At 56.2% G+C, this 22,413-nt stretch carries 14 protein-coding genes and 3 tRNA genes; 6 read left to right on the top strand and 11 right to left on the bottom strand.

Features of this window, described 5'->3' with window-relative positions; translation table 11 throughout:
* Positions 1 to 128: 128 nt before the first annotated feature.
* The 4 genes from rlmM to AC1UKS_RS04765 all read right to left on the bottom strand — a co-directional run bounded on the left by rlmM (position 129) and on the right by AC1UKS_RS04765 (position 3,163).
* Positions 129 to 1,229: a 23S rRNA (cytidine(2498)-2'-O)-methyltransferase RlmM gene (gene rlmM, locus AC1UKS_RS04780; protein ID WP_013203580.1), complete on the bottom strand. Its 1,101-nt coding sequence runs from the start codon at positions 1,227 to 1,229 to the stop codon at positions 129 to 131.
* Complete coding sequence (locus AC1UKS_RS04775; protein WP_482435984.1) at positions 1,222 to 1,617, bottom strand: DUF423 domain-containing protein; 396 nt, start codon at positions 1,615 to 1,617, stop codon at positions 1,222 to 1,224. Before AC1UKS_RS04775 ends, rlmM begins: the two co-directional genes overlap by 8 nt.
* A 60-nt stretch (positions 1,618 to 1,677) precedes the next feature.
* The gene (locus AC1UKS_RS04770; RefSeq protein WP_013203582.1) at positions 1,678 to 2,595 is read right to left on the bottom strand and encodes a transcriptional regulator GcvA; all 918 of its coding nucleotides are present in this window, start codon (positions 2,593 to 2,595) and stop codon (positions 1,678 to 1,680) included.
* 343 nt (positions 2,596 to 2,938) lie between these two features.
* A complete protein-coding gene (locus AC1UKS_RS04765; protein ID WP_013203583.1) occupies positions 2,939 to 3,163 on the bottom strand; it encodes a YgdI/YgdR family lipoprotein in 225 nt (74 codons plus the stop codon).
* Positions 3,164 to 3,387: 224 nt separating this feature from the next.
* On the opposite strand from AC1UKS_RS04765, the gene csdA reads away from it, so the two are divergent.
* Together csdA and csdE are read left to right on the top strand one after the other, a co-directional pair.
* Positions 3,388 to 4,593 (top strand): cysteine desulfurase CsdA, encoded by a 1,206-nt coding sequence (csdA, locus tag AC1UKS_RS04760; protein ID WP_482435983.1) that lies wholly within the window; start codon positions 3,388 to 3,390, stop codon positions 4,591 to 4,593.
* Positions 4,593 to 5,036, top strand: a complete 444-nt coding sequence (gene csdE / locus AC1UKS_RS04755; RefSeq protein ID WP_482436883.1) for a cysteine desulfurase sulfur acceptor subunit CsdE — start codon at positions 4,593 to 4,595, stop codon at positions 5,034 to 5,036. The genes csdA and csdE overlap by 1 nt, the downstream gene beginning before the upstream one ends.
* A 22-nt stretch (positions 5,037 to 5,058) precedes the next feature.
* On the opposite strand, the gene tcdA is transcribed toward csdE, so the two are convergent.
* Entirely contained in the window at positions 5,059 to 5,859 is an 801-nt protein-coding gene (gene tcdA, locus AC1UKS_RS04750; RefSeq protein ID WP_482435982.1) for a tRNA cyclic N6-threonylcarbamoyladenosine(37) synthase TcdA, read from the bottom strand.
* Between the two features lie 55 nt (positions 5,860 to 5,914).
* The gene (gene mltA, locus AC1UKS_RS04745; protein ID WP_013203587.1) at positions 5,915 to 7,060 is read right to left on the bottom strand and encodes a murein transglycosylase A; all 1,146 of its coding nucleotides are present in this window, start codon (positions 7,058 to 7,060) and stop codon (positions 5,915 to 5,917) included.
* Between the two features lie 205 nt (positions 7,061 to 7,265).
* On the opposite strand from mltA, the gene AC1UKS_RS04740 reads away from it, so the two are divergent.
* The 3 genes from AC1UKS_RS04740 to AC1UKS_RS04730 all read left to right on the top strand — a co-directional run bounded on the left by AC1UKS_RS04740 (position 7,266) and on the right by AC1UKS_RS04730 (position 7,628).
* Positions 7,266 to 7,342, top strand: a tRNA-Met gene (locus AC1UKS_RS04740).
* Between the two features lie 65 nt (positions 7,343 to 7,407).
* A tRNA-Met gene (locus tag AC1UKS_RS04735) sits at positions 7,408 to 7,484 on the top strand.
* 67 nt (positions 7,485 to 7,551) lie between these two features.
* Positions 7,552 to 7,628: transfer RNA gene (locus AC1UKS_RS04730), tRNA-Met, on the top strand.
* A 112-nt stretch (positions 7,629 to 7,740) separates the two neighbouring features.
* Here the strand turns inward: AC1UKS_RS04730 and amiC are convergent.
* Complete coding sequence (amiC, locus tag AC1UKS_RS04725) at positions 7,741 to 8,994, bottom strand: N-acetylmuramoyl-L-alanine amidase AmiC (RefSeq protein WP_105760082.1); 1,254 nt, start codon at positions 8,992 to 8,994, stop codon at positions 7,741 to 7,743.
* 235 nt (positions 8,995 to 9,229) lie between these two features.
* Between amiC and argA the strand changes: the two genes are divergently transcribed.
* On the top strand, positions 9,230 to 10,576 hold the full coding sequence (gene argA / locus AC1UKS_RS04720; RefSeq protein ID WP_013203590.1) for an amino-acid N-acetyltransferase: 1,347 nt from the start codon (positions 9,230 to 9,232) through the stop codon (positions 10,574 to 10,576).
* A gap of 54 nt (positions 10,577 to 10,630) precedes the next feature.
* Here argA and recD read toward each other — a convergent pair whose 3' ends face one another.
* The 4 genes from recD to recC form a co-directional block, all read right to left on the bottom strand.
* Positions 10,631 to 12,466: an exodeoxyribonuclease V subunit alpha gene (recD, locus tag AC1UKS_RS04715; protein ID WP_482435981.1), complete on the bottom strand. Its 1,836-nt coding sequence runs from the start codon at positions 12,464 to 12,466 to the stop codon at positions 10,631 to 10,633.
* Positions 12,454 to 15,999 (bottom strand): exodeoxyribonuclease V subunit beta, encoded by a 3,546-nt coding sequence (recB, locus tag AC1UKS_RS04710; RefSeq protein ID WP_482435980.1) that lies wholly within the window; start codon positions 15,997 to 15,999, stop codon positions 12,454 to 12,456. Before recB ends, recD begins: the two co-directional genes overlap by 13 nt.
* Complete coding sequence (ptrA, locus tag AC1UKS_RS04705; protein WP_482435979.1) at positions 15,996 to 18,881, bottom strand: pitrilysin; 2,886 nt, start codon at positions 18,879 to 18,881, stop codon at positions 15,996 to 15,998. The genes recB and ptrA overlap by 4 nt, the downstream gene beginning before the upstream one ends.
* Positions 18,882 to 19,040: 159 nt before the next feature.
* A complete protein-coding gene (gene recC, locus AC1UKS_RS04700) occupies positions 19,041 to 22,409 on the bottom strand; it encodes an exodeoxyribonuclease V subunit gamma (protein ID WP_482435978.1) in 3,369 nt (1,122 codons plus the stop codon).
* Positions 22,410 to 22,413: the final 4 nt, after the last annotated feature.

Raw genomic sequence — 22,413 nt, 5'->3', positions numbered from 1 at the left:
ACCCGCAGCTGGCAGGGTAATTTCAACGCGGTTGCAATGATCCCCACCCTGGCAGAGCGAAGGCAGAGGCTTTGCGAAAGCAAATCTTCTGCTCATGGCAGTCCAGCCGGGGATTTTATTAAGGAAGCTTACTTCTCGTCACGACGTCCGGGTTCTGCAGCCCAAATGCGGCGAATGTGCACCGTCACTTCTTCACGATCGTGATACAGCTGACGGGCCTGGATCTGGGCATTAATGCCGTTGGCCTTCAGCTTCTCGTCGATCATCGCCAGGTTCTGCGACACTTCCTCATAACGCTTTTTCATGGGCAGCTTGAGGTTAAAGATCGCCTCACGGCACCAGCCGTTAACCACCCAGTCAGCCATCAGGTTGGCAACACGTACCGGCTTCTCGACCATGTCGCACACCACCCAGTAGATATTGCTGCGGGTTGGGCGGTATTTAAAGCCGTCTTCACGGTGGTGAAACACCTGACCGGTATCCATCAGGCTTGGCGCCATCGGGCCATTATCTACCGCATGAACCATCATGCTGCGTTTCACCAGCTGATAGGTCCAGCCGCCTGGACAGGCGCCTAAATCTACCGCGAATAATCCGCTGCCCAAACGCTCATCCCATTCATCGGCCGGGATAAAGGCGTGGAAGGCTTCTTCCAGCTTCAGCGTGGAACGGCTGGGTGCATCGGAAGGAAACTTCAGGCGCTGGATGCCCATAAACAGCGGCGAGTTGTTTTTCGGCATTGAGTAGCCAACGTAGCAACAGCCCGGCGCGATAAAGAACACGTGCACCACCGGACGGCGGTCGGTCTCGTATTTCAGCAAAATGCCGGCTGCACGCAGGCTGCTGCGCAGCGGTACGGTGAACTTACGGCAAAACTTGAGCAGCTCTTTGCTTTCGTTAGTGTCGGGTACTTCGACACGCAGTTCGCCGCCCTTCTCGACAAAGCCGGTCAGCATGCCGGTTACCGGCGTGACGCGGTCTTCCGGCGGCAGGTCGCGCAGCAGTTCGCCGACCACAATCATCTGGCGGGCAAAAATCAGCTCGCTGAAAGGCAGCTCGGCAATCAGCTTTTCCGCTTCTTCGGCCTGATAGCATTCAAACAGCACGTAGCCGGAATCATCTTTTACCCGTGCAAAGCCAAACACTTCACGCTGGGCGGCTTTAGCGGTAATTTCTGCCGCACACTCTTTCTCAAAGCCCTGACGGCAATACAGTAATACTTTATTCATGGCGTTCTGCCCTTTTTTTCAGACGCAGCGCGCCAACCAACATCAAAATCCAGCCAATCAGGAAGCAGGTGCCGCCGATTGGTGTAACGAAAACCCACAGCTTCAGGTGCGAGAGTGCCAGACAATATAAGCTGCCACTGAACAACACCGTCCCCAGGGCCAGCAAGGCGCTGCTCCAGTAAAACCAGAAATTAGCCCGGCGGATCATCGCCGCAGCCAGACCCATGATCGCCAGCGTATGGAACGCCTGGTAATCCAGACCGGTTTTAATCCAGGCCATTTCCGCTGGCCCCAGCGATTTACTCAATACGTGGGCGCCAAAAGCCCCCAGCATCACATAGACAAACCCGCTTATTGCTGCAAAAACCAGCATCGCACGACTCGACATTTCCCAGATCCTCAGAGGGTGCACGCGCCGCCATCAGGCCACGCGGCAAAAAATCACATCTCAGCTTTCGTATCGAAAGCGGAATTTTTCTTGTTCACTGGCGGCTTTTGCCAGGATCCACTGCCGGAAGGCGGCTATTTTACCCAGTTCTGCCTGACTGTCATGACAAACCAGATAAAAAGCGTTTTTACTGACTAAAACGTCATTGAACGGGCAAACCAGCCGTCCCGCTTCCAGCTCGGTTTGCGCCATCACATTATTCGCCAGCGCCACGCCCTGCCCGTGGATTGCCGCCTGCAGCACCATCGCGCTATGGCTGAAGATCGGCCCTTGCTGCACATTAATATGCCCCACGCCCAGCTGCCGGGTGTAGGACTGCCAGTCCCGGCGCGAGGCATCATGCAGCAACGTCTGGTTAGCCAGGTCTTCCGGCGTCTTCAGCGGCTTATCCCCGGTCAGAAGTAAGGGCGAACAGACCGGCAGCAGATATTCGGCATAGAGTTTTTCCACCCGCAGGCCCGGCCAGTTGCCACGACCATAAAAGATAGCCACATCGACATCATCGGCCAGCTTCTCTTCATCGCGGTCCACCGCAGAGATCCGTACGTCGATCCCCGGATAAGCTGAGTTAAAGCTGGTGAGCCTCGGCACCAGCCACTGAATGGCAAAACTGGGCAGCAAACTGACCGTCAGCGCGCCCTTTGCACTGCGCGCCTGAAGCTTGCGCGTCGCATCATTCAGCGAGGTAAAAATCTCTTTAATGTCGAGGTAATAGCTTTGCCCTTCTTCGGTCAGCAACAGCGAACGATTTCGACGACGAAACAGCTTCAGCCCAAGAAAGTCCTCTAATGACTTAATCTGGTGGCTGACAGCGGCCTGAGTGACGAACAGCTCTTCGGCGGCTTTGGTAAAGCTGAGATGACGCGCCGCGGCATCAAAAACCCGCAGAGCATTTAAAGGGGGAAGACGTTTTGACATGGTTACCGGATACTTTTGAACATCATCGGAAGTAACACTCCTGACGGAGCTTTACGTATTAGTTTTTTTTATCCGAGACATTATAATTTGTCCGTTGAGGATGTACCAGCAAATACCTATAGTTGCCGCACTTCCTGAGCCGGAACGAAAAGCAGTTTGAAATTGGGGCGGAAACGCCGGATTTTGAAGGGCTTTTGGCTTGTGGTCGTGATGTTGTGTTTGCATTTGATCTGACGCTTTTCAGATCTGATAGCCTGGCTATCTTTTATTCCTGTAGATTTACCCTGTCTGTCCATAGTGATTAATAGCACCGCAAATTGCGGTGCTTTTTTTTGCCTGAAGCTTACTGGCCCATCTCAACCATTTCTTTCACGTCAGAACGGTTGATCTGCTGTTTGTTGCCATTGGCATCCTGATAGCTGATCATACCGGTATCGGTGTCGACCACAGGTTTGCCGTCTGCGACGATAGTGCGGCCATCATTGGTATGCATCACATAGTTGCTTGAACAAGCAGCCAGGGTAAAGGTCATGGCACAGGCGGCCAGAATTGCAGCAAATTTTTTCATCTTTATTCTCCTTGAAGACGGTAATCCGATAAATCACCTTCAGAGCACGACCTGTTGGCAAAATGCGGGTAAATTGCCTGCCAAAAGGGTGCTTATCTGCTGGTAATGTTTTAAAGCTTTCCTGAAAAAGCATAACCCGCTTTTCCAACTTTGCCAGGAATATGCCTGTTATTCAGAGTGGTCCTGAGTGATACCGCACCAATACATCATTAGTCGAGGAAATTATGACAAGCTTTAATCCCGCCCTCTTTCGTCAGCATTTCCCGGCGCTGGCTGATGCTGGAGTCTATCTCGACAGTGCGGCCACCACCTTAAAACCCGCGGCAGTGATTGACGCTACTAAGCACTTTTACAGCCTCAGCGCCGGCACCGTCCACCGCAGCCAGTTTGCCGCTGCCCGTGAATTAACCGAAAAATATGAGCAGGCACGCGAACAGGTTGCCCGGCTGCTGAATGCCCCGCTGGCGACCAATATCGTCTGGACCAAAGGCACCACCGAAGCGATAAACCTGGTGGCTCAGGGCTATTTTCGCCCTCGTTTAGCGCCAGGCGATGAAATCCTGGTGAGCGAAGCAGAGCATCACGCCAACCTGGTGCCGTGGCTGATGGTTGCCGCCCAGACCGGCGCAAAAGTGGTGAAGTGGCCGCTGGGCAGCCATCTGCTGCCCGATATGGCCTTGCTGCCTGAACTTCTGTCGACAAAGACCAAAGTGCTGGCCCTTGGACAAATGTCGAACGTCACCGGCGGTTGCCCTGATATCGCTCAGGCCATCGCGCTTGCTCATGGTGTCGGTGCCAAAGTAGTGATTGATGGTGCTCAGGGCGTGGTTCACGCGCCGCCGGATGTGCAAACCTACGATATCGATTTCTACGCATTTTCTGCCCACAAGCTGTATGGCCCCATGGGCATTGGTGCACTGTATGGCAAAACCGCGCTGCTGGAGGAGATGGAGCCCTGGCAGGGCGGCGGCAAAATGCTGAGCAGCGTCAGCTTTGACGGATTCGTCCCGCAGCCGGTGCCGTGGCGCTTTGAGGCAGGAACGCCAAACGTCGCCGGCGTCATTGGGTTAAGCGCCGCGCTAAGCTGGCTGGAAGGCATTGATTTGGACGCCGCCGAGAGCTGGAGTTGTGGATTAGCCGATGTGGCAGAAGAACGCCTTTCCGCGCTGAGTGGATTCCGCAGTTACCGGGCCAGCCGCTCCAGCCTGCTTTCGTTTGATATCGCCGGCGTGCACCACAGCGATGTGGTCACGCTGTTGGCGGAAAGCGGCATTGCCTTAAGGGCCGGCCAGCACTGCGCACAGCCGCTGGTGCAGGCGTTAGGGGTAAGCGGAACTTTGCGTGCGTCATTTGCGCCGTATAATACCCTTCACGATGTAGACGCGCTGGTCAAAGGGATGACCACCGCACTGGACCTGTTAGGCGATTAATCATGACTTCTTTACTGGCACCTCATCCCTTCGGCGAACTGATCACCGCGGACGGCCTGAAACAAAAATTCTCGGCGTATACGCAATGGGAAGACCGTTACCGTCAGCTGATCCTGATGGGAAAACAGCTTCCGGCGCTGCCAGAGGCGTTAAAAACGGCGGATATCGAACTTAGCGGCTGTGAAAATCGCGTCTGGCTGGGGCATCAACGGCGTGAAGATGGCAGCTTGCACTTTTACGGTGACAGTGAAGGCCGGATTGTGCGCGGATTGCTGGCGGTATTATTAACCGCCGTAGAAAGTCAGCAACCCGCCACTCTGCTGAGTCACGACCCGCTGACGCTGTTTGATGTGCTGGGATTACGTGCCCAGCTGAGCTCGTCGCGCAGCGCCGGGTTGAGCGCGCTGGCTGAAGCGGTGATCAAAGCGGCTAAGGAAAGCTAAGGCTCACGCCTGGTGCTCGCCATCAGGCGCGCGCGGCTTTCGCCATCATCTTTTTCAGCACATGGGAAACGGCAATAAAGCCAAAGGTTGCCGTCACCATGGTCGCCGCACCAAAACCTGACGCGCAATCCATCTTCTTCGGACCTTCCGCCGTGCTGCGGGAGGCACAAACCGAGCCATCCGCCTGCGGATACATCAACGCTTCCGTCGAAAATACGCAGTCGATCCCCAGCTTGCCCTTACTGTTTTTCACGATCTTAAAATCGTTCTTCAGCCGCTCACGCAGTTTGGCCGCCAGCGGATCCTGAATAGTCTTCGCCAGATCGGCAACCTGGATCTGCGTCGGATCGATCTGCCCACCGGCTCCACCCGTGGTCACCAGCGGGATCTTATTGCGGCGGCACCAGGCCAGCAACGCGGCTTTTGGCCGGACGCTGTCGATCGCATCAATCACATAGGTAAAGCCGGCGCTCATCAGCTCAGCCGTATTATCCGGGGTAATAAAATCATCCACGCAGGTGACTTTACACTCCGGGTTAATCGCCAGAATACGCTCGGCCATCACGTCCGTTTTCGCCTGGCCAACCGTCTCTTTCAGCGCATGGATCTGCCGGTTGGTATTGGTGACGCAGACATCATCCATATCAATCAGGGTGATGGCACCAATGCCGGTGCGGGCCAGCGCCTCCGCAGCCCACGAGCCGACGCCGCCAATACCCACCACGCAGATATGCGCGTCGGCAAACAGCTGCAGCGCCGGTTGCCCATACAAACGCGCCGTGCCGCCAAAGCGTTGCAGCCAGGCGTCAGAAAGAGAAGTCATGCTTTACCTCAGAATTCAGTGAAGGGCTGGCAAACCAGCCCGCTAACAGCATCGCTTACTGGGTCAGCAGAGCGGAACCGTTAGTGCTATTTGATGCAGAAGAGAATACCGGCACACCGGCACCAGGGGCTGATTTCAGTACCCAGACGCGGCCATAATGGTTGAACCAGCCGGCCATATGCCCCGCCTGCTCACCGATGCCCTGATAGATATCAAAGTGTTGGCCTTTGATGGCACCGCCAACATCCAGCGACACCATCATTCGCATCTCATATTTTCCGGTAAATTTACCGTTGTTGTCCAGTATTGGCACTTCGGCCAGCAACGCGGTACCCGGCGGGATTAGCGAACGGTCAGACGCTACGGAGGCTTTCGCCACCAGCGGAACGGCGCTGGCTCCGCGCACCGGCGCAAAGTTTTCTGGCTTGAAGAACACAAATGATGGGTTCTGCTCCAGCAGTTCGCGCACCTGTTCCGGGCTGTGCTCTTCGCCCCATTTACGGATCGCCTGCATCGACATATCTTCACGCTTCACTTCACCGCGATCGATTAACACCTTGCCGATACTGCGATACGCGTGGCCATTCTTGCCGCCGTAACCAAAGAAGGTCAGCGGACGACCGTCGCCATAATCCACGTAGCCGCTGCCCTGCACATCCATAATGAAGTTATCCATCAGCGAGTTGCTGTAGCCAACGATGTAGCGATCGCCCAGCGCGCCGCTGTAAATGTCCGCACGGCTTGGCAGGCGTCCGCCTTTAGCACGCGCAGGCATTCTGTATAAAGGATACTGGAACTCGCCCTGGCGCGTGTAACGGGCCTGCAGCACCGGCGTGTAGTAACCGGTGAACTGCACGTTGCCATAGTTATCGGTGCCTTCCATCTGATAGGCATCCAGACCAAACTGACGCAGCTGGCGCGTGTCGCCGCCCGCCATCAGCCAGGCTTTAATCGAACCGTAGGTGCCGGTCTGGCGGGAATACATCGCCGGCGACGCGTACTGGATTTCGCTGACCTGATCGCTGAAGTCTTTGCCATTCACCGGACGCCCTTTCGCATTCGGCTGATTGACCAGTCCGAGCGGCTCGTCCAGCTTTCCGTCTTTATACTGCTGGCCACGATCGGTCGGTTTTGAGGAACATCCCGCCAGCAGGGCAAGCAACGCCCCTGTTACTGCAAACTTCGCCCAACATCCTTTCATTATTTCACTGCCCTCTATGCGGAATTCCTCGCCGAAGATAGCAAAGGCACCGGGAGAATTAAACGGCTCAACGGTAAAGTTCATCGGTTGCTGTACGAGAATAAGGAAAATGCAGAAGAAGTGAGCAGTAAGCGCTATTTTGATGACTTTATTGCAGAAAGGGGTTGCATCAAAACTCCTACAGCGTATAGTGCGCTTCCACAGACGCGGGATGGAGCAGCCTGGTAGCTCGTCGGGCTCATAACCCGAAGGTCGTCAGTTCAAATCTGGCTCCCGCAACCATTTCTCCTCGGAGAATGTTCTGTGAATAGCAAGACCTGTTGTGATGGAAGCAACAGTATATCGGACGCGGGATGGAGCAGCCTGGTAGCTCGTCGGGCTCATAACCCGAAGGTCGTCAGTTCAAATCTGGCTCCCGCAACCATTTCTCTTCGGAGAAAGCAGTAAAAGAAAGACCTGTTGTGACGGAAGCAACAGTAGTACACTACGGACGCGGGATGGAGCAGCCTGGTAGCTCGTCGGGCTCATAACCCGAAGGTCGTCGGTTCAAATCCGGCTCCCGCAACCAACTTAACACCTTAACGGGTGTTTTTTTGTTTCTGGCCTCCGCCAACTTCCCCGCAATAGATTTGCCTGTCCGCTTAATGTCGGGCGAGCAGCACCCCGCCCCACAATCCCCATTATTTTCTGGGTGCCAGGCTTGCGCCACTGGCGAAGTACGCTTTAATTCCCGCCAGAATAGATTCCGCTACCTGATGCTGATAACGCGTCGTCCGCAGCTTTCGCTCTTCTTCTAAATTACTGATAAACGCCGTTTCCACCAGAATTGATGGGATATCGGGCGCTTTCAGCACGGCAAAACCGGCCTGGTCGACGGTTCGTTTATGTAAATGGTTCACTTTACCGATGCGGGACAACACCTCTTTACCAAATTTCAGGCTGTCGTTGATGGTCAGGCTCTGCACCATATCGAACATGGTGTGATCGAGATAGCGATCGCCGCTCATGCTGACGCCACCAATCAGGTCTGATTCATTCTGCGTCTGCGCCAGAAAACGTGCCGCAGTGCTGGTCGCACCTTTGGTCGAGAGCGCAAATACCGACGAGCCGCGTGCCGCTCGGCTGGTGAAGGCATCGGCATGGATGGAGATAAACAGATCGGCACGCTGTTTGCGCGCTTTGGCCACCCTGACTTTTAGCGGAATAAAGACATCTTCGTTGCGCGTCATATAGGCACGCATATTGGGCTGCTTGTCGATCAACACCTTCAGTCGTCTGGCGATCTTCAGCACAATGTCTTTTTCGCGGGTTTTATGTTTGCCGATCGCTCCCGAGTCTTCGCCGCCGTGCCCCGGATCGAGCATGATCACAATCGGCCGATCCCGCCCCGCCTTGCCCGGCAAAGCCGCCGCTGCAGGCTGGCTCTTTTCCAGATCCCCTTTGTTGTAATCTTCCAGTAACGCCAGAAGCGGATCGTCAGCATGATCGTAACTGCTGCCTTTGGCCGGATAGAGATCCAGCACCAGGCGGTCGCGGATCCCGGCAACGGGTGCGAGGGTGAAAATCTTAGGCGACACATTTTGCTTCAGCTCAAGCACCAGCCGGACGGTATTGGCATCGAACTGTCCCACTCGGGCATTTTTAATGTAGGGATCGTCGCTGCGCACCAGGTTCCCGACACCTTTTAGCGCATGGTTAAGCTGGATATTGGCAATATCTATCACCACGCGTTCGGGATGACTGAGCGCAAACTGCTTATATTTCAGCGGGCGGTTGGATTCCAGCGTCAGCCGGGAATAAGTTGAAGATGGCCAGATGCGGATCGCCACCACGTGGCTGCTGGCGGCCAGCCCTACTTTACTGACGCTCAGCAGCACGACGGCGCCGGCGCTTTTTAACCACCGGCGACGGCCAGGTGAGGGTAAATCGGACATGCTGCTCCAGGGTGTTTGCTGAACTCTGTCTAAAAAAAAGCCAAATGACTACCAAGTGCAAAAACTTTAGCGAATCCCTCCGGCGGTGTCACCCAGAAAAAGCGATAAAATGCAGCGTATTAGCGTGGCAGCCAGGGGAAGAAACCAGAAAATACTGAGAAATTGCCCCTTGCGCCCGGCCAATAAAAGAATAAAAATACACTTTTAGCGAATAATAATTCATAGAGGGTTTGCCGTGAAGGAACGGAGTACCGAGCTGGTTCAGGGTTTTCGTCATACCGTGCCCTATATCAATGCCCACCGTGGTAAGACGTTTGTCATTATGTTGGGTGGTGAAGCCATCGAGCATGAGAACTTCTCAAGCATCGTCAATGATATTGGCCTGCTGCACAGCCTGGGCATTCGCCTGGTGGTGGTGTATGGCGCCCGGCCGCAGATAGACGCCAACCTGGCTGAACACCAGCTGGAGCCGATTTATCACAAGCATACCCGTGTCACCGATGCGCAATCCCTTGAGCTGGTTAAGCAGGCTGCAGGCCGTTTACAGCTGGATATTACCGCCCGCCTGTCGATGAGCCTGAACAATACCCCGTTGCAGGGCGCGCATATTAATGTGGTCAGCGGCAACTTTATTATTGCCCAACCGTTAGGCGTGGATGATGGTGTGGATTACTGCCACAGCGGCCGTATTCGCCGTATCGATGAAGAAGCGATTCACCGTCAGCTGGACAGCGGCGCAATCGTGCTGATGGGGCCGGTTGCGGTTTCCGTTACCGGCGAGAGCTTCAACCTGACCTCTGAGGAAGTGGCGACGCAGTTAGCCATCAAGCTGAAAGCCGAGAAGATGATTGGTTTCTGCTCCGAACAGGGTGTGACCAATGATGAAGGCAACATCATCTCCGAGCTGTTCCCGAATGACGCCCAGCAGCGTATTGAAGAGCTGGAAACACGCGATGACTACCTTTCCGGCACCGTGCGTTTTCTGCGTGGTGCGGTCAAAGCCTGCCGCAGCGGCGTGCGTCGTAGCCATTTGATCAGCTACCAGGAAGACGGCGCGCTGTTACAGGAACTGTTCTCACGTGATGGTATTGGTACGCAGATCGTGATGGAAAGTGCCGAGCAAATCCGCCGTGCCACCATTAATGATATCGGCGGCATTCTGGAGTTGATCCGTCCGCTGGAGCAGCAGGGAATTCTGGTTCGTCGCTCTCGCGAGCAACTGGAGATGGAAATTGATAAGTTCACCATCATTGAGCGCGATAACCTGACGATCGGCTGTGCCGCGCTCTATCCGTTCCCGGAAGAAGCGATTGGCGAGATGGCCTGCGTGGCGGTGCATCCTGATTACCGCAGTTCCTCGCGCGGTGAAGCCTTGCTGGAACGCGTGGCACTGCAGGCGCGTCAGATGGGGCTGAAGAAACTCTTCGTGCTGACGACCCGCAGCATTCACTGGTTCCAGGAACGCGGCTTTACGCCGGTTGATATCGAACTGCTGCCGGAAAGCAAAAAGCTGATGTACAACTATCAGCGCCGCTCAAAAGTGCTGATGGCCGATTTGCGCCACGCCCGTCTCTTCTCCTGAAGACCAAAAAGGGGCGATTTATCGCCCCTTTTTTAACGTCTCATCTCAGCCCGATTATTCGGTCAGCCGTTCGACCAGCCCGCTGCGCCTCAAGGTGCGCATTTTCACCGCACTGTTTAACACGTTCTGCTCGGCATATAGCGTTAATCGTAGTTTCGCGCGGGTGATGGCGGTATAAACCAGCTCGCGGGTCAGCACCGGAGTGAACTGATTAGGCAGCACCAGCACGGTGTGATCGAATTCGGATCCCTGCGATTTATGCACCGTCATCGCATAGGCAGTATCGTGCGGCGGCAGTCGGCTGGGCTGTACGGCTTTGATGCTGCCGTCGGGCAGTGGGAAGAACACCTTCAGCGCCTGCTCCTCATCCAGCATCGCAATACCAATGTCGCCGTTAAACAGCCCCAACGCACTGTCGTTGCGGGCAATCATCACCGGCCGACCGGGATACCATTTATTCGCCGCCCCCGGTGAACGACGGATCAAGCCCGCTTTTTGCAGCGAGACCTCAATGCGCTCATTCAGCCCCATCACTCCAAACGGCCCTTCGCGCAGCGCGCAAAGCAGCTGAAAACGGCTAAACGCATCCAGCACATCGGCGGGCTGTGCCCCTGCGGCAAGGCGGCTCAGATAGTCGCGGTAACCGGCAACACAGGCAGTAAGCAGATGCAGATACGCTTCGCTACTCCCTAACGTGAAGCGCTCAATATCGGCGTAATCTGCGGCAAAGACTGCATCGACCTGGCGCGTATCGCCCGCATTAACTGCCAGCGCCAGCTGACCAATTCCTGAAGAGGCATCGAAGCGGTAGCTCTTGCGCAGCAGGCAAATGCTGTCACGCACCGGGGGCGCCTGCGGGTCTTCCCGTCCTTCGATAACCCAGCCCGTTAAGGCGCTCAGCTCTTCTGCACGCGCAAGACTGTATCCCGTTTCAGCGCAGCGGCAGATATCGCCCAATACTGCGCCCGCTTCAACCGAGGCCAGCTGATCGCGGTCACCGAGGAAGATCACCCGCGCCTGCGAAGGTAACGCGGCAATCAGGTTAGCCATCATCGGCAGATCGACCATCGACGCTTCATCCACCACCAGCAGATCGAGGTGCAATGGGTTGCCGGCGTGATAACGCATTCTCTGACTGCCGGGCACCGCACCGAGCAGGCGGTGCAGCGTGGTCGCCTCAGCCGGGAACCGCTGTTTCTCCTCGTCACTGACCTCCAGCCGCTGCAGGGCTTTGCCCAGCGATTCGGTCAATCGGGCCGCGGCTTTACCGGTTGGCGCGGCCAGACGGATACGTACCGTCTCTGCCGACAGCGAGAGCAAGGTGCCCAGCAGTTTAGCCACGGTGGTGGTTTTACCGGTGCCCGGTCCGCCGGAAATCACCGAGATCTGACGGGTGATTGCGACCGCAGCCGCAATCTTTTGCCAGTCATCCGGCTGCTGACCAAACTGCCGATCCAGTGCTGCGCGCAGCTGCTGCGGGTCGAATGCGGTTGCAGCGGCTTCCCGCCCAATAAATCGCGCCACCTCTCCTTCAGACTGCCACATGCGGTGCAGGTAAAGACGCTGCTGATGCAAAACCAGCGGTGTGGCCGTGGAACCGTCACCGACGGCCTCCGAATTTTGCAGCAGATCCAGCCAGTCTGGTTCACCCGCTGCCCGCCACAGCTGACGGGCAAGTTCAGGCTGTCGCCCGTCAAACAATGCCTGTTCGGTAAACTGGGCCAAAGGCAGGCAAACATGCCCTTCTCCCGCTTCCGCGCTGACGCAGGCCGCGGCCAGCATTAAAGCAGGATGATCTTCAGACGCGATCATGCGGGCAAATTGAATATCCAGCGAGCGGAACAGCCGCAGTTCACCGGCCTGTTGCAACAACGCGGCTATTCCTGACATACGTCCTCCTGCGCGGTACCGGCAAACAGCGCATCCAGCGCGGTGATAAACCCAACATCCGGCCGCGTTCGGTAAATACCGTTCTCGCTGGCGGTGCCGTCCACGCCGCGTAAAAACAGATAGAACACGCCACCAAAATGCTGCTGATAGTCATAATCCGCCAGACGATGGCGCAGATAGCGGTGCAGCGCCAGGCTGTAGAGTTGATACTGCAAATCATAGCGATGCGACTGCATTGCCAGCGCCATCGCCTCTGGCGTGTAGTCTTCTGCTGAAGCACCGAGCCAGTTGGATTTGTAATCGAGCAGGTAATATTTCCCCTGCCAGCAAAAGACCAGGTCGATAAAGCCCTTCAGCATTCCCTGAACCTGCTGGAAGTTTAGCGGAGGGCACTCGGCTGAAAGCGGATCGTGGTGGCGAATAAGCTTATCCAGGCTGGAAGCGGTCAGCATTTGCTGGATCGGCAGATAGAACTGCAGCTCGACCTGGCGCTTATCGGCAGGAAGCTGGCTGAGGCTGATGCCGGAATCATCCAGCGGCGTTTGCAGTATCCGCGCCAGCCACGCCTTCATCACCGGCAGCCAGGCAAGGTCATGTCCTTGCGCCAGCAGCTGCTCGCTGAGCCACTCATCCTCAACCGGTTGCGTGAAGTCCAGGTTTTCAAAAAGCCCGTGCAGGAAGGTCCCCGGCGCCGCGCCGCGCGGAAAACTGTGCGGCGTCAGCTGGCTCATCAGCGGGTTCTGACCCTCGCCTGCGGCATCGACGTCCAGTTTAGGTAGCAGGTCGAAGGTGACCGACTGTCCGTGTTGCTGAAGGCCGGAGTAGCTGGTAACTCGCCACTCATCGCGCAGCGTTCGGCCGATCTGCTGGCAGCTTAATACCTGCTCTTCATCCTGCACCGGCTGCCACGGCGTGGCATCTGGCGCTGCGGCGGCAATCACCTCAATAGAATCATTTTCCAGTGACTGGAGATGGCTGAGCAGCTGGCTGGCATCGGCAGCTTCGCCCTGCTGAACCAGATAGCCCAGCGCGCTGCGATGCAGGTCACTGTTGCCCTCTTTCTTGCGGTTGCCTTTAACCAGTGGCGCAATGCCTACGCTGCAATGCCAGACCGAACGGGTCAGCGCCACATACAGCAGCCGTAGATCTTCGGCCAGCCGTTCCTGTTCGGCCAGCTCGACACTCTCTTCATCGTCACGCAAATCCAGCAAGGCCTGATAGCTCTCACGGTCGTGATAAATGCCCTGTCCCGCTTCGCGATAGTTGGCGACAAATGGCAGCCAGACCAGCGGATACTGCAATCCTTTGGATTTATGGATGGTCACGATCTGCACCAGATGACGATCGCTCTCCAGCCGCAGCTGCTGGCTGGATGACTGCCCGTTGGGCTGAGCCACTTCCTGCGCCAGCCAGCGAACCAGCGCATGTTCACTGTCCAGCTGGGCCGAGGCTTCCTGCAGCAGTTCACCGAGATGCAGCAGGTCGGTCAGCCGCCGTTCCCCGCTCTCTGAAGCCAGTAAATCTTCGGCAATTTTGCGGTTAATCATCAGCTCACGCAGCATCGGCAGCACGCCGCGTTTTAGCCAGCGTTGACGGTAGCCGTCGAACTCATCTACCAGCGCATCCCAGGCACGCTCATTCTGGTTTAGCGCATCCAGCGTGACCGCATCCAGACCAAAAATGCTGGTGGCCAGCGCGCTGCGCAGCACGCGCTCCTGCTCCGGGGCCAGAACCGCCTGCAGCAGCCAGAGCATTTCTCGCGCTTCTGGCGTGGTGAAAACGCTGTCGCGGTTTGAAAGATACACAGAGGGAATATTCAGGCCATTCAGGGCTTCACGCATCACCGAGGCTTCACCGCGGCTGCGAACCAGAACGGTGATATCAGAGGCCTGAACCGGGCGACGTTTTTCGCCTTTGCCAATCAGCGCGGTACCTTGCTGACCCGCCGTTAGCCAGTGGCAAATTTCCGCGGCGCACTGACGGGCCATAAACTGTTGGTAATCACTTACTCCCACGCCGTCGCCAGGCTGCAGCCAGAAGCGCAACGCCGGTTGCTCAGTGCCATCCAGAGTAAAACTCAGGGCGGCATTCGGTCCGGCAGGTTGCACCGCAATAAACGGGATATCGCTGAATAAAAACGGATGTTGTTGCTGAGAAAACAGACGGTTAACGCTGTTAACCATGCCCGGAGAAGAGCGCCAGTTAGTCTCCAGCGTATAGTGGGCACTAACTTCATTACGCGCTTTCATATAGGTGAAGATGTCTGCACCCCGGAAAGCGTAGATCGCCTGCTTCGGATCACCTATCAGCAACAGCGCATTTTCGGGCTGCTTGCCATACAGGGTACGGAAAATGCGGTACTGCTGCGGATCGGTATCCTGGAATTCATCTATCAGCGCCACCGGATAGCGGCGACGGATAGCCTCAGCTAATGCGCCTCCGGCCGGTTGCTGAAGCGCACTGTCCAGCCTGCCCAGCAGATCGTCAAAGCCCAGTAACGCGTTGAGCTGCTTCTCTTTTTGCGTGGCAAAACGGATTTCACTCAAGGCGCGTGCGATCACCAGCTCACGCAGAGAGAGAGGCTCCGCCAGGAAGTGGTCTATCTCGTCAAACAGCGGATGCTGAGGTGCTTCACCCTTTTTGGTTTTCTCCAGCAAAACCCGCTGACTAAAACGCTCGAGATCTTTGGGGAAGCTGTAATCCTGCGTCTCTTCCGTCGCCCACTGATTAAGCTTCTCAAGCCAATTAGGTAAGTGCTTACTACTGTAACTGCGCTTATCCACGCCAGAGTTAGCAATCACATCATGCAGGTTTCCCGCGGCCAGCCAGGCGGCCTTTAGCCGGTCAATCTCGGCAATGATTTTTTCATGCCGCTCGGTAAAGGTTTCCTGCAGATTGGGCGGGTGTTTGAGTGACGGTGCTTCACCGTTCAACCAGGGCGATAGCGTGCTGAGCAACTGCTCCGGCCCCTGCCACATCTGGGTCATCACCCGGGCAATCGGCAAGGGCAACGGATAACAGTAGCGACGCCAGAAATCAGCCGTGGCCTGTCGGCGTAACGGATACTCGTCTTCAATCAGCTGTTGTTCAAACAGCATGCCGGATTCAAAGGCGTTGAGGTTGAGCATGCGCTGACAAAAGCCGTGAATAGTGAAGATCCCGGCGTCATCCATCTGGCGCTCGGCGGCCAGTAACTGGGCAGCGGCCTGCTGTAAATCGGGGATTTGCTCAAGGAGTTGGGCCAACATCACATCTGAAGACTGCCCCCGCACGCAGGCGATGCGCAGCTTATGGATGTTTTCCCGGATGCGTCCACGCAGTTCAGCGGTGGCCGCCTCGGTGAAGGTCACCACCAGAATTTCCTCTACCGGCAGAGGGCGGCTATAAGCCGCTTCGCCGCCCAGCCCTAACAATAAACGGAGGTAGAGTAACCCGATAGTAAAGGTCTTGCCGGTGCCTGCCGAGGCCTCGATAAGCCTTTCTCCCTGCAATGGCAGCGTTAAGGGATCAAGGCGCTGGGCAAGTTGAGTCATGGTTTATCGCTTTTCACCGGGAAAGATTGCTGCAGTTTGGACACTTCTTTCCAGTTGGTAAAGCCTTCTGGTTTGGCATAATCCGCCTTATCGTGCTGACTGCCTGAAATTTGTGATAACAGCGTCAGGCCCTGCGGTTCAATCACCGCCTTGTGGAAGAAGGTGGCCATTTTTTCCGGCGTCAGCGCCTGGATCTGCGCAATCACCTTCTCGCGCGTATCAAACTGGTAGTTTTCACGGTTGAAGTCTTTGCTGAAGCGTCCGGCTTCTTCATCCAGGGTTTGCGGTCGCTGCTTCAACTCGTTGATCATCGACGCCTGATACTGTGCAAAATCGTCTTTGCTCATCTCACGCAGGCGTTTTTCCGCGGTGGGATAGAACGCCTGGAAACGGGTCATCAGGTAGGCTGGCTGCTTCACGTTACTCTGCAGCAGGAAGCCAATCCCCCACTGACGGCCAACCGGCATCTGGAAGGAGAACACCGCATAGCCCAGTTGCTCTTCGGTACGCAGCTGGTTGTAGAACCACGGCTGGATGATCTGGCTTAACAGCGCGCTACTGGCGACGCTCTCATATTCCGGATAGCCCAGCGGGACATACAGCGCGGCCAGCGCAGAATCCGTACTGCTGCCTTCATCCTGCAAGTTGGCGGAGGTTTTCTTGTCGATGTACAGATACTGACTGTGCCACCAACTTTCTCCTGAACAGTTCAGCTGGCTCTTCACGTCCGTGGCCAGGGTCTTAGTGGCGGCTTCGGTCATGTTACCCACCACCATCAGCTCCGGCGTCGCCTTCTCCAGCAGCATATTACGGTAGGCTTTTACGTCATCCAGCGTGATGCCCGCCACCAGCGCACGGCGTTCGCTGCGTTGGGTGTAAGGCAGCTGCGAAACCATCTGGGCAGGCTGAATGGCCAGCTCAAAGGCTTTGCCCTTCGCTGCGGAGGCCAGCCGTTCCAGATACCAGGACTTAGCCTGATCCAACATCTGCTGATCGGGCTGGTAAGTCGCGTAGCTTTTCAGCAGCTCTTTCATCAGTTCTGGCAGATGCTGAGTAAAACCACTGGCGCTAAAGGTTACGCCGTCGTCTTCACCGGTGGAGAAACTGATCCCCGCCACCGAGGCCTGTGAATTCAGCTCGTCCAGCGCCAACCCGGCCATATAATCATTCAGCCCATACATCACCTGATTTTTAGCCGTGCTCATCGCCTCTTTATTACGCAGCGAAAGGGTAATACTGGCCTTGGGGTCATCGGCGTAATACTGGCTTGGCATATAAAACACCCGCAGGCCTGGCTGATTCACCACTTCAGCCGGATGATCGTATTTATGATCCGGCTTAATCAGGCTGAAATCGTTCGGGATATAGGGGTTAAGCACCGGCAACGACAGGTCGATTTTTTCACTGGCCGCCTGCCACTGCGCGAAATGCTCTGGGCTGATGGTATCGACCTGATAAGGCGCGTTAACGAAATACGCCACTTTGTTGTGAGGTTCGTTCGGGCTGATGTACCAGATGCGGGCATTCTGTGGCGTCATGCCGTCAAGACGGGCCTTGATCGCCTGCGGATCGTACTGGTCGGCGATATAGGGGGCGTCCAGGGTATCGGCAACCGGAACCCGCAGCATGGTGTCTGCCAGCCATTCGATATAATCCATATCGCGGGTAATGGATGGGTAACGGAAATCGAGATTCAGCACGTTAGCGACTTCATCGAAATAGCGCTTATCAATGCCGCCAGTGCGCAGCGTATTCAGGTAGCTGAACACCGCCGCAACCACCCGGTCGCGGTCGGCCTGGCCTTTATCGGTCAGCGAAACGGAAATGGAGAACACGCCGCCGTTGCGGTCAACCACCGGGTCGGCACCGGCATCAATGGAATCCGCCAGCCCCTGATTTTGCAGCCAGTCAGACAGGGTATTCTTACTGCGGTTGCCAATCAGATAGGCAATCAGCGTGTCGGTCTTACTGCGAAATTTGTCGCTGTTATTTTCAATACGGAATTCAATTTTCAGCTGCTTGCGCGGTTGGGCAGGCACGTAATGAATGATGATGCCTTTCTGCTTGTCGGTGACCACAGGCACGGTGATAGCCGGCACCGTCGCATTACGGTTTGCCACCCGACCAAAGGTTTTGGCCGCAATGGTCTGCAGCTCATCCATCGGCTTATTACTGTAAATCACCGCCTTCATCAAATTGGCAGAGTAGTAACGCTGATAGAAGGCGGTTAACGCATCGTGCAATTTGCTATCCGGCTTGTCCTTCAACGTGTCCAGATTTCCGCCAGAGAACAGCGAGCTTGGGTGATCGGGATTCAGCGTTTCGGCACCCACTTGCGCCATGCGCAGGCCGTCGCGTGAGCGAGCCATGGTCAGTTCCGCATTGACCGCATGACGTTCACGATCGGCATTGACCGGATCCAACAGCGGTTCGGCAATGGCATCCGCCAGGCGATCGACCGCCGGTTCCAGCGCGTCGTTTTCCACTTCCAGATAGAACGCGGTGCGATAAGACGCGGTGCTGGCATTGTGGCTGCCGCCATGCTTTTTAAGGAATTCGGCCAGATTGTCAGGTTGAGGATAGCGTTTTGAGCCCATCAACAGCATATGCTCAAGGTAATGAGCCAGCCCTTGTTGGTTGCGCGGGTTTTCTAAGGAGCCTACAGGGATGGTCAGCGCGGAAAGCGATTTTGTCGCCTGCGGGTCGGACACCAGCAGCACCGTCATGCCATTATCCAGCTTGATGGCCTGATACTGACGCGGGTCTTTTTCACTCTTGCGGATCGTGTCAGGGATCGGCTGCCAGCCAGGTTGTGCCTGTACCAAAGGGCTCAAGGTAAACAGCAGGAAAAGCGTGGAAAACCAGACTGCATAACGACGCATTCAAACTCCTCGACGATCTAATCTTCTGGCTTACCGCCCCGGTGCGGGCAGAGCGGTAGCAGACATTTAACCTGGATATTTTCTTTGACGGCTGTGGACGAAAAAGAAACAAGAAAGTAAAAAACGACAAATGGTTATAAAGTAACACTACAGGATGTCTTACTGCATGTCATTCATCTGCAGCAACGGCAGCAGCCAAATTTCCGCGTTGTGCGAGATCTGCTGCACTATTTCATCATCCAGCGTACGGAACAGACGGGCCAGATAGGGATCGCTGCCCTCCCCTTCAATCTGCATATTCCCCTGCCAGGCCTGCAACAGCTTGACACGGGCTTTGGCCTGGGTGCTTTCATCCGTCAGCAGCTGTTCAGCCTTCTCGTCATAACAGGCTTCCAGCCAGGCACCGCCGGTTCGCGGTAATAACAGTAGCGGTGAGCACATCCCCTGCTGATAGCCTTCGACATAACGACCCAGCCATTCTCTGGCCTGTTCAGCAGGCAGTGCGGGAAAGCGCCACTGACTCTCTTTGCGGCCCACCATCCGGCTTTCGCCCTGGCCGCCAAGCGTGCAGTAAACCAGATGCTCAAGCCACAAAGATAATCCGTCGGTAAAGTTGAGGTGGCCCGGCCGCCAGCGCAGTAAGCCATCGTCCTGCACCTGCGGCAGCCAGCCGTTCAGCTGTATCCCGCCGATCGTTAAGGCAATTTCCCAGCTGACCGCCTCGGCCCGCTGCTCGCGCACGCGATTCGCCAGCTCGGCCATCTCTTCCTGCTGCTCCAGCCAGAACAGCTCACCATAGGCGCCATAAGGGAGATTTCCGGAGGCACGCTGCCGGGCGTAAAGCGGCTCGCTGGGTTGGTCATCAATCAGGGTATTAAGCAGTTGGGTGTTGACCTGATAACGACTGAGATTATCGAGGGTGAAGGGCTCTGCATCCGGTAATCCGGCCTCTTCGGCGATAAAACTCACCCCCAGCCGCTGGCTGAAAAAGGCCCGCACCGGATGCCGCCAGAAACGCACCAGCTGCTCGAAGTTAAGTTCCGCGATCTCCAGCACTGGCAGCGGCTGCATAAAGGCGGGATGCGGCACGCCGCTGGCATTGGCGGCAGGCAACCATTCGGCGGCAAAGCTTTTGAATTCGGCCTGCGGCGAGAAATTCTCCGCGGCAAACGGCATCCGGCTGTGCAGATGATGCAGATGTCGTATCACCGACTCGGCGCTTTTGTCGACGTCGAGCGGCTGGTCCTCCGGCAGGCAGAAGCTCTGGCTGATGTACTCGACCAGTTCGCTAACCAACACCGAGGGGAAGCGCTCCGAGTTGTCCTGAATGGTGCGCCCGATATAGCTGATATACAGCTGCTGCTGCGCCGAGTTAATCGCTTCAAGGAACAGATAACGGTCGTCATCGCGACGGCTACGGTCACCCTTTTTCGGCTGCTGGCTCATCAGGTCAAAGCCCAATGGCGGCAGCGTGCGCGGATAAACCCCGTCGTTCATTCCCAGCAGGCAAACCACCTTAAACGGGATGGAGCGCATTGGCATCAGCGTACAGAAGTTGATGGGGCCGGCGAGGAAGCGCTGGCTGATCCTTTCCTGATCGAGGCGGGAAGCCAGTTCATCCCGCAGCAGGGAGAGCGGAACCGCCTGTTGATACTGCGCCTGGATGCCGTAATTAATTGCCTGCTGCCACTGCTCTTCAATCAGCGCCAGCGCCGCTTCGGTATCGGCATCGCCGGCAAAGAAATCCTGCAGCAGCGTCCGGCACAGCGGCAGCCACTCTTCCAGTGGTCGCGTGGTATTTAGCAGGGTCCGCCAGTGGCGCAAACGGGTCAGCAGCTCGGCCAGGTTGCCGGCCAGTTCTGCAATCAAGCCGCTGGACTCATCATAGGGCAGCACCCCCTGCCAGTGACCGCTTTCACTGTTCATTGCATAGCCCAGCAACATCCTGGTCAGGCCAAATTGCCAGGTATGCTGCCCGGTCGGCGGCAGTTCCAGATCGCGAACGGTATCGTCGTCCAGCCCCCAACGAATACCGGACTCTTCCACCCAGCGGCGCAGGCGCTTCAGCCCTTCTTCATCAATAGCAAAGCGGTTTGCCAGAGCCGGGACGTCCAGCAGCGCCAGCACCTCTTCTGAAGTGAAACGGCTGTCCGGCAAACTCAACAGCGAGATAAAGGCCTGCAAGGCGGGATGGGCCTGACTGGCGCGGCGGTCAGAAATGGCAAACGGCAGATAACGCCCGGCGGGCGCATTACCAAATACCGCCTGAATAAACGGGGTGTAAGCATCAATGTCGGCCACCATCACAATCACTTCACGCGGAGACAGCGAAGGATCGTCAGCCATCATTTGCAGCAGGCGATCCTGCAGCACTTCCACTTCCCGCTGCGGGCTGTGGCAAAGGTGAAGGCTGATCGATCGGTCAGCAGGATCCAGCAACCGTTTCGCCGTGCTGGTTTCCCACTCATTTTGTTGCAGGCCAATCACCGCGTTGTCTTCCAGCTCTAACAGGTCGCGCTGTACCGTTTGCAGCAGGGTGGTGGGCTCAATATCGACAAAGGCGTCTATTTCCTGGCACTCCATCTGGGCCAGCAGAAAGAGGTTATCCCTGCCCAACTTGCCCCAGGACGCCAGCAATGGATTGCTGAGCTGTTGTTCTCCGGCGTCATTAAACAGCGCGGAGGCATCGGCCTGGCGGAACAGCGGGCTTTCACTCTGCCGCTGAAAATGCTGACGGCGACGGCTCTGGAGTTTGGCGAGGAAAGCATAATCCTGAATGTCGCCCCAATAATGGCGGCAAGGATTGGTAAATAGCAGATGGATATCAATGTGCCTGCCCAGCGCTTGCAGCGCCTGCAGATAGACCGGTGGCAGGGCGGAAATACCGCAGATAAACACCCGGTCAGGCAGATTGGGCGGCCGCTCATTGCTGCTCTCAAGCTTACTGATAAAGCGTGCATAGAGATTGGCGCGGTGCCATTCGGGTTGGCCCAGTTCTGCGGTGTATTCCACCAGCGCGGCCCATAACGGTGCCTGCCACTGCTGCGCCTCGCCCAGCCCGTCAATGATCTGGCCTTTCTCCCAGCTGTTGAGCCATTCCGGGCGATAGACCAGATACTGGTCAAATAAGTCCGCCACGCGGGAAGCCAGCTGGAAGAGTTTGCGCTTGTCCTGGTCTTCAGTGAGATAGTGCTGTAACAGGGTGAATTCGGTGCGTGTCAGCATCGCTGGCAGAATAGCCATCAGCTTCCAGCTCATGCTGGCTTTATTAAAGGCACTCTCTTTAGGAATGCCCGGTAAAACGCGAACAAACATATCCCAGATAAAGGTCGCCGGTAACGGGAAGGCGATGTTAGCCGCAATACCAAACTGCTCAGCCAGCGACATTTGTAGCCACTGCGCCATGCCAGGGCTTTGTACCAGCACCACTTCAGACTGAAAGGGATCGCGCAGGGGCTTGTTTTCAATCTGAAAAGCCGCCAGCGTTTTCAGCAAGTCCAGCTGATTTGAGTGGTAAACGGTAAACATGTCT

This window comes from Erwinia sp. AK-PDG3-5, assembly GCF_056821705.1.
Note: the sequence above shows the minus strand (reverse complement) of the source record. Positions and strands in the feature narration are given on the sequence as shown.

What these genes read in the sequence shown, in the direction of transcription:
- rlmM (WP_013203580.1), bottom strand. Translation starts at nt 1,229, where the DNA reads ATGAATAAAGTATTACTGTATTGCCGTCAGGGCTTTGAGAAAGAGTGT.
- AC1UKS_RS04775 (WP_482435984.1), bottom strand. Translation starts at nt 1,617, where the DNA reads ATGTCGAGTCGTGCGATGCTGGTTTTTGCAGCAATAAGCGGGTTTGTC.
- AC1UKS_RS04770 (WP_013203582.1), bottom strand. Translation starts at nt 2,595, where the DNA reads ATGTCAAAACGTCTTCCCCCTTTAAATGCTCTGCGGGTTTTTGATGCC.
- AC1UKS_RS04765 (WP_013203583.1), bottom strand. Translation starts at nt 3,163, where the DNA reads ATGAAAAAATTTGCTGCAATTCTGGCCGCCTGTGCCATGACCTTTACC.
- csdA (WP_482435983.1), top strand. Translation starts at nt 3,388, where the DNA reads ATGACAAGCTTTAATCCCGCCCTCTTTCGTCAGCATTTCCCGGCGCTG.
- tcdA (WP_482435982.1), bottom strand. Translation starts at nt 5,859, where the DNA reads ATGACTTCTCTTTCTGACGCCTGGCTGCAACGCTTTGGCGGCACGGCG.
- mltA (WP_013203587.1), bottom strand. Translation starts at nt 7,060, where the DNA reads ATGAAAGGATGTTGGGCGAAGTTTGCAGTAACAGGGGCGTTGCTTGCC.
- amiC (WP_105760082.1), bottom strand. Translation starts at nt 8,994, where the DNA reads ATGTCCGATTTACCCTCACCTGGCCGTCGCCGGTGGTTAAAAAGCGCC.
- recD (WP_482435981.1), bottom strand. Translation starts at nt 12,466, where the DNA reads ATGTCAGGAATAGCCGCGTTGTTGCAACAGGCCGGTGAACTGCGGCTG.
- recB (WP_482435980.1), bottom strand. Translation starts at nt 15,999, where the DNA reads ATGACTCAACTTGCCCAGCGCCTTGATCCCTTAACGCTGCCATTGCAG.
- ptrA (WP_482435979.1), bottom strand. Translation starts at nt 18,881, where the DNA reads ATGCGTCGTTATGCAGTCTGGTTTTCCACGCTTTTCCTGCTGTTTACC.
- recC (WP_482435978.1), bottom strand. Translation starts at nt 22,409, where the DNA reads ATGTTTACCGTTTACCACTCAAATCAGCTGGACTTGCTGAAAACGCTG.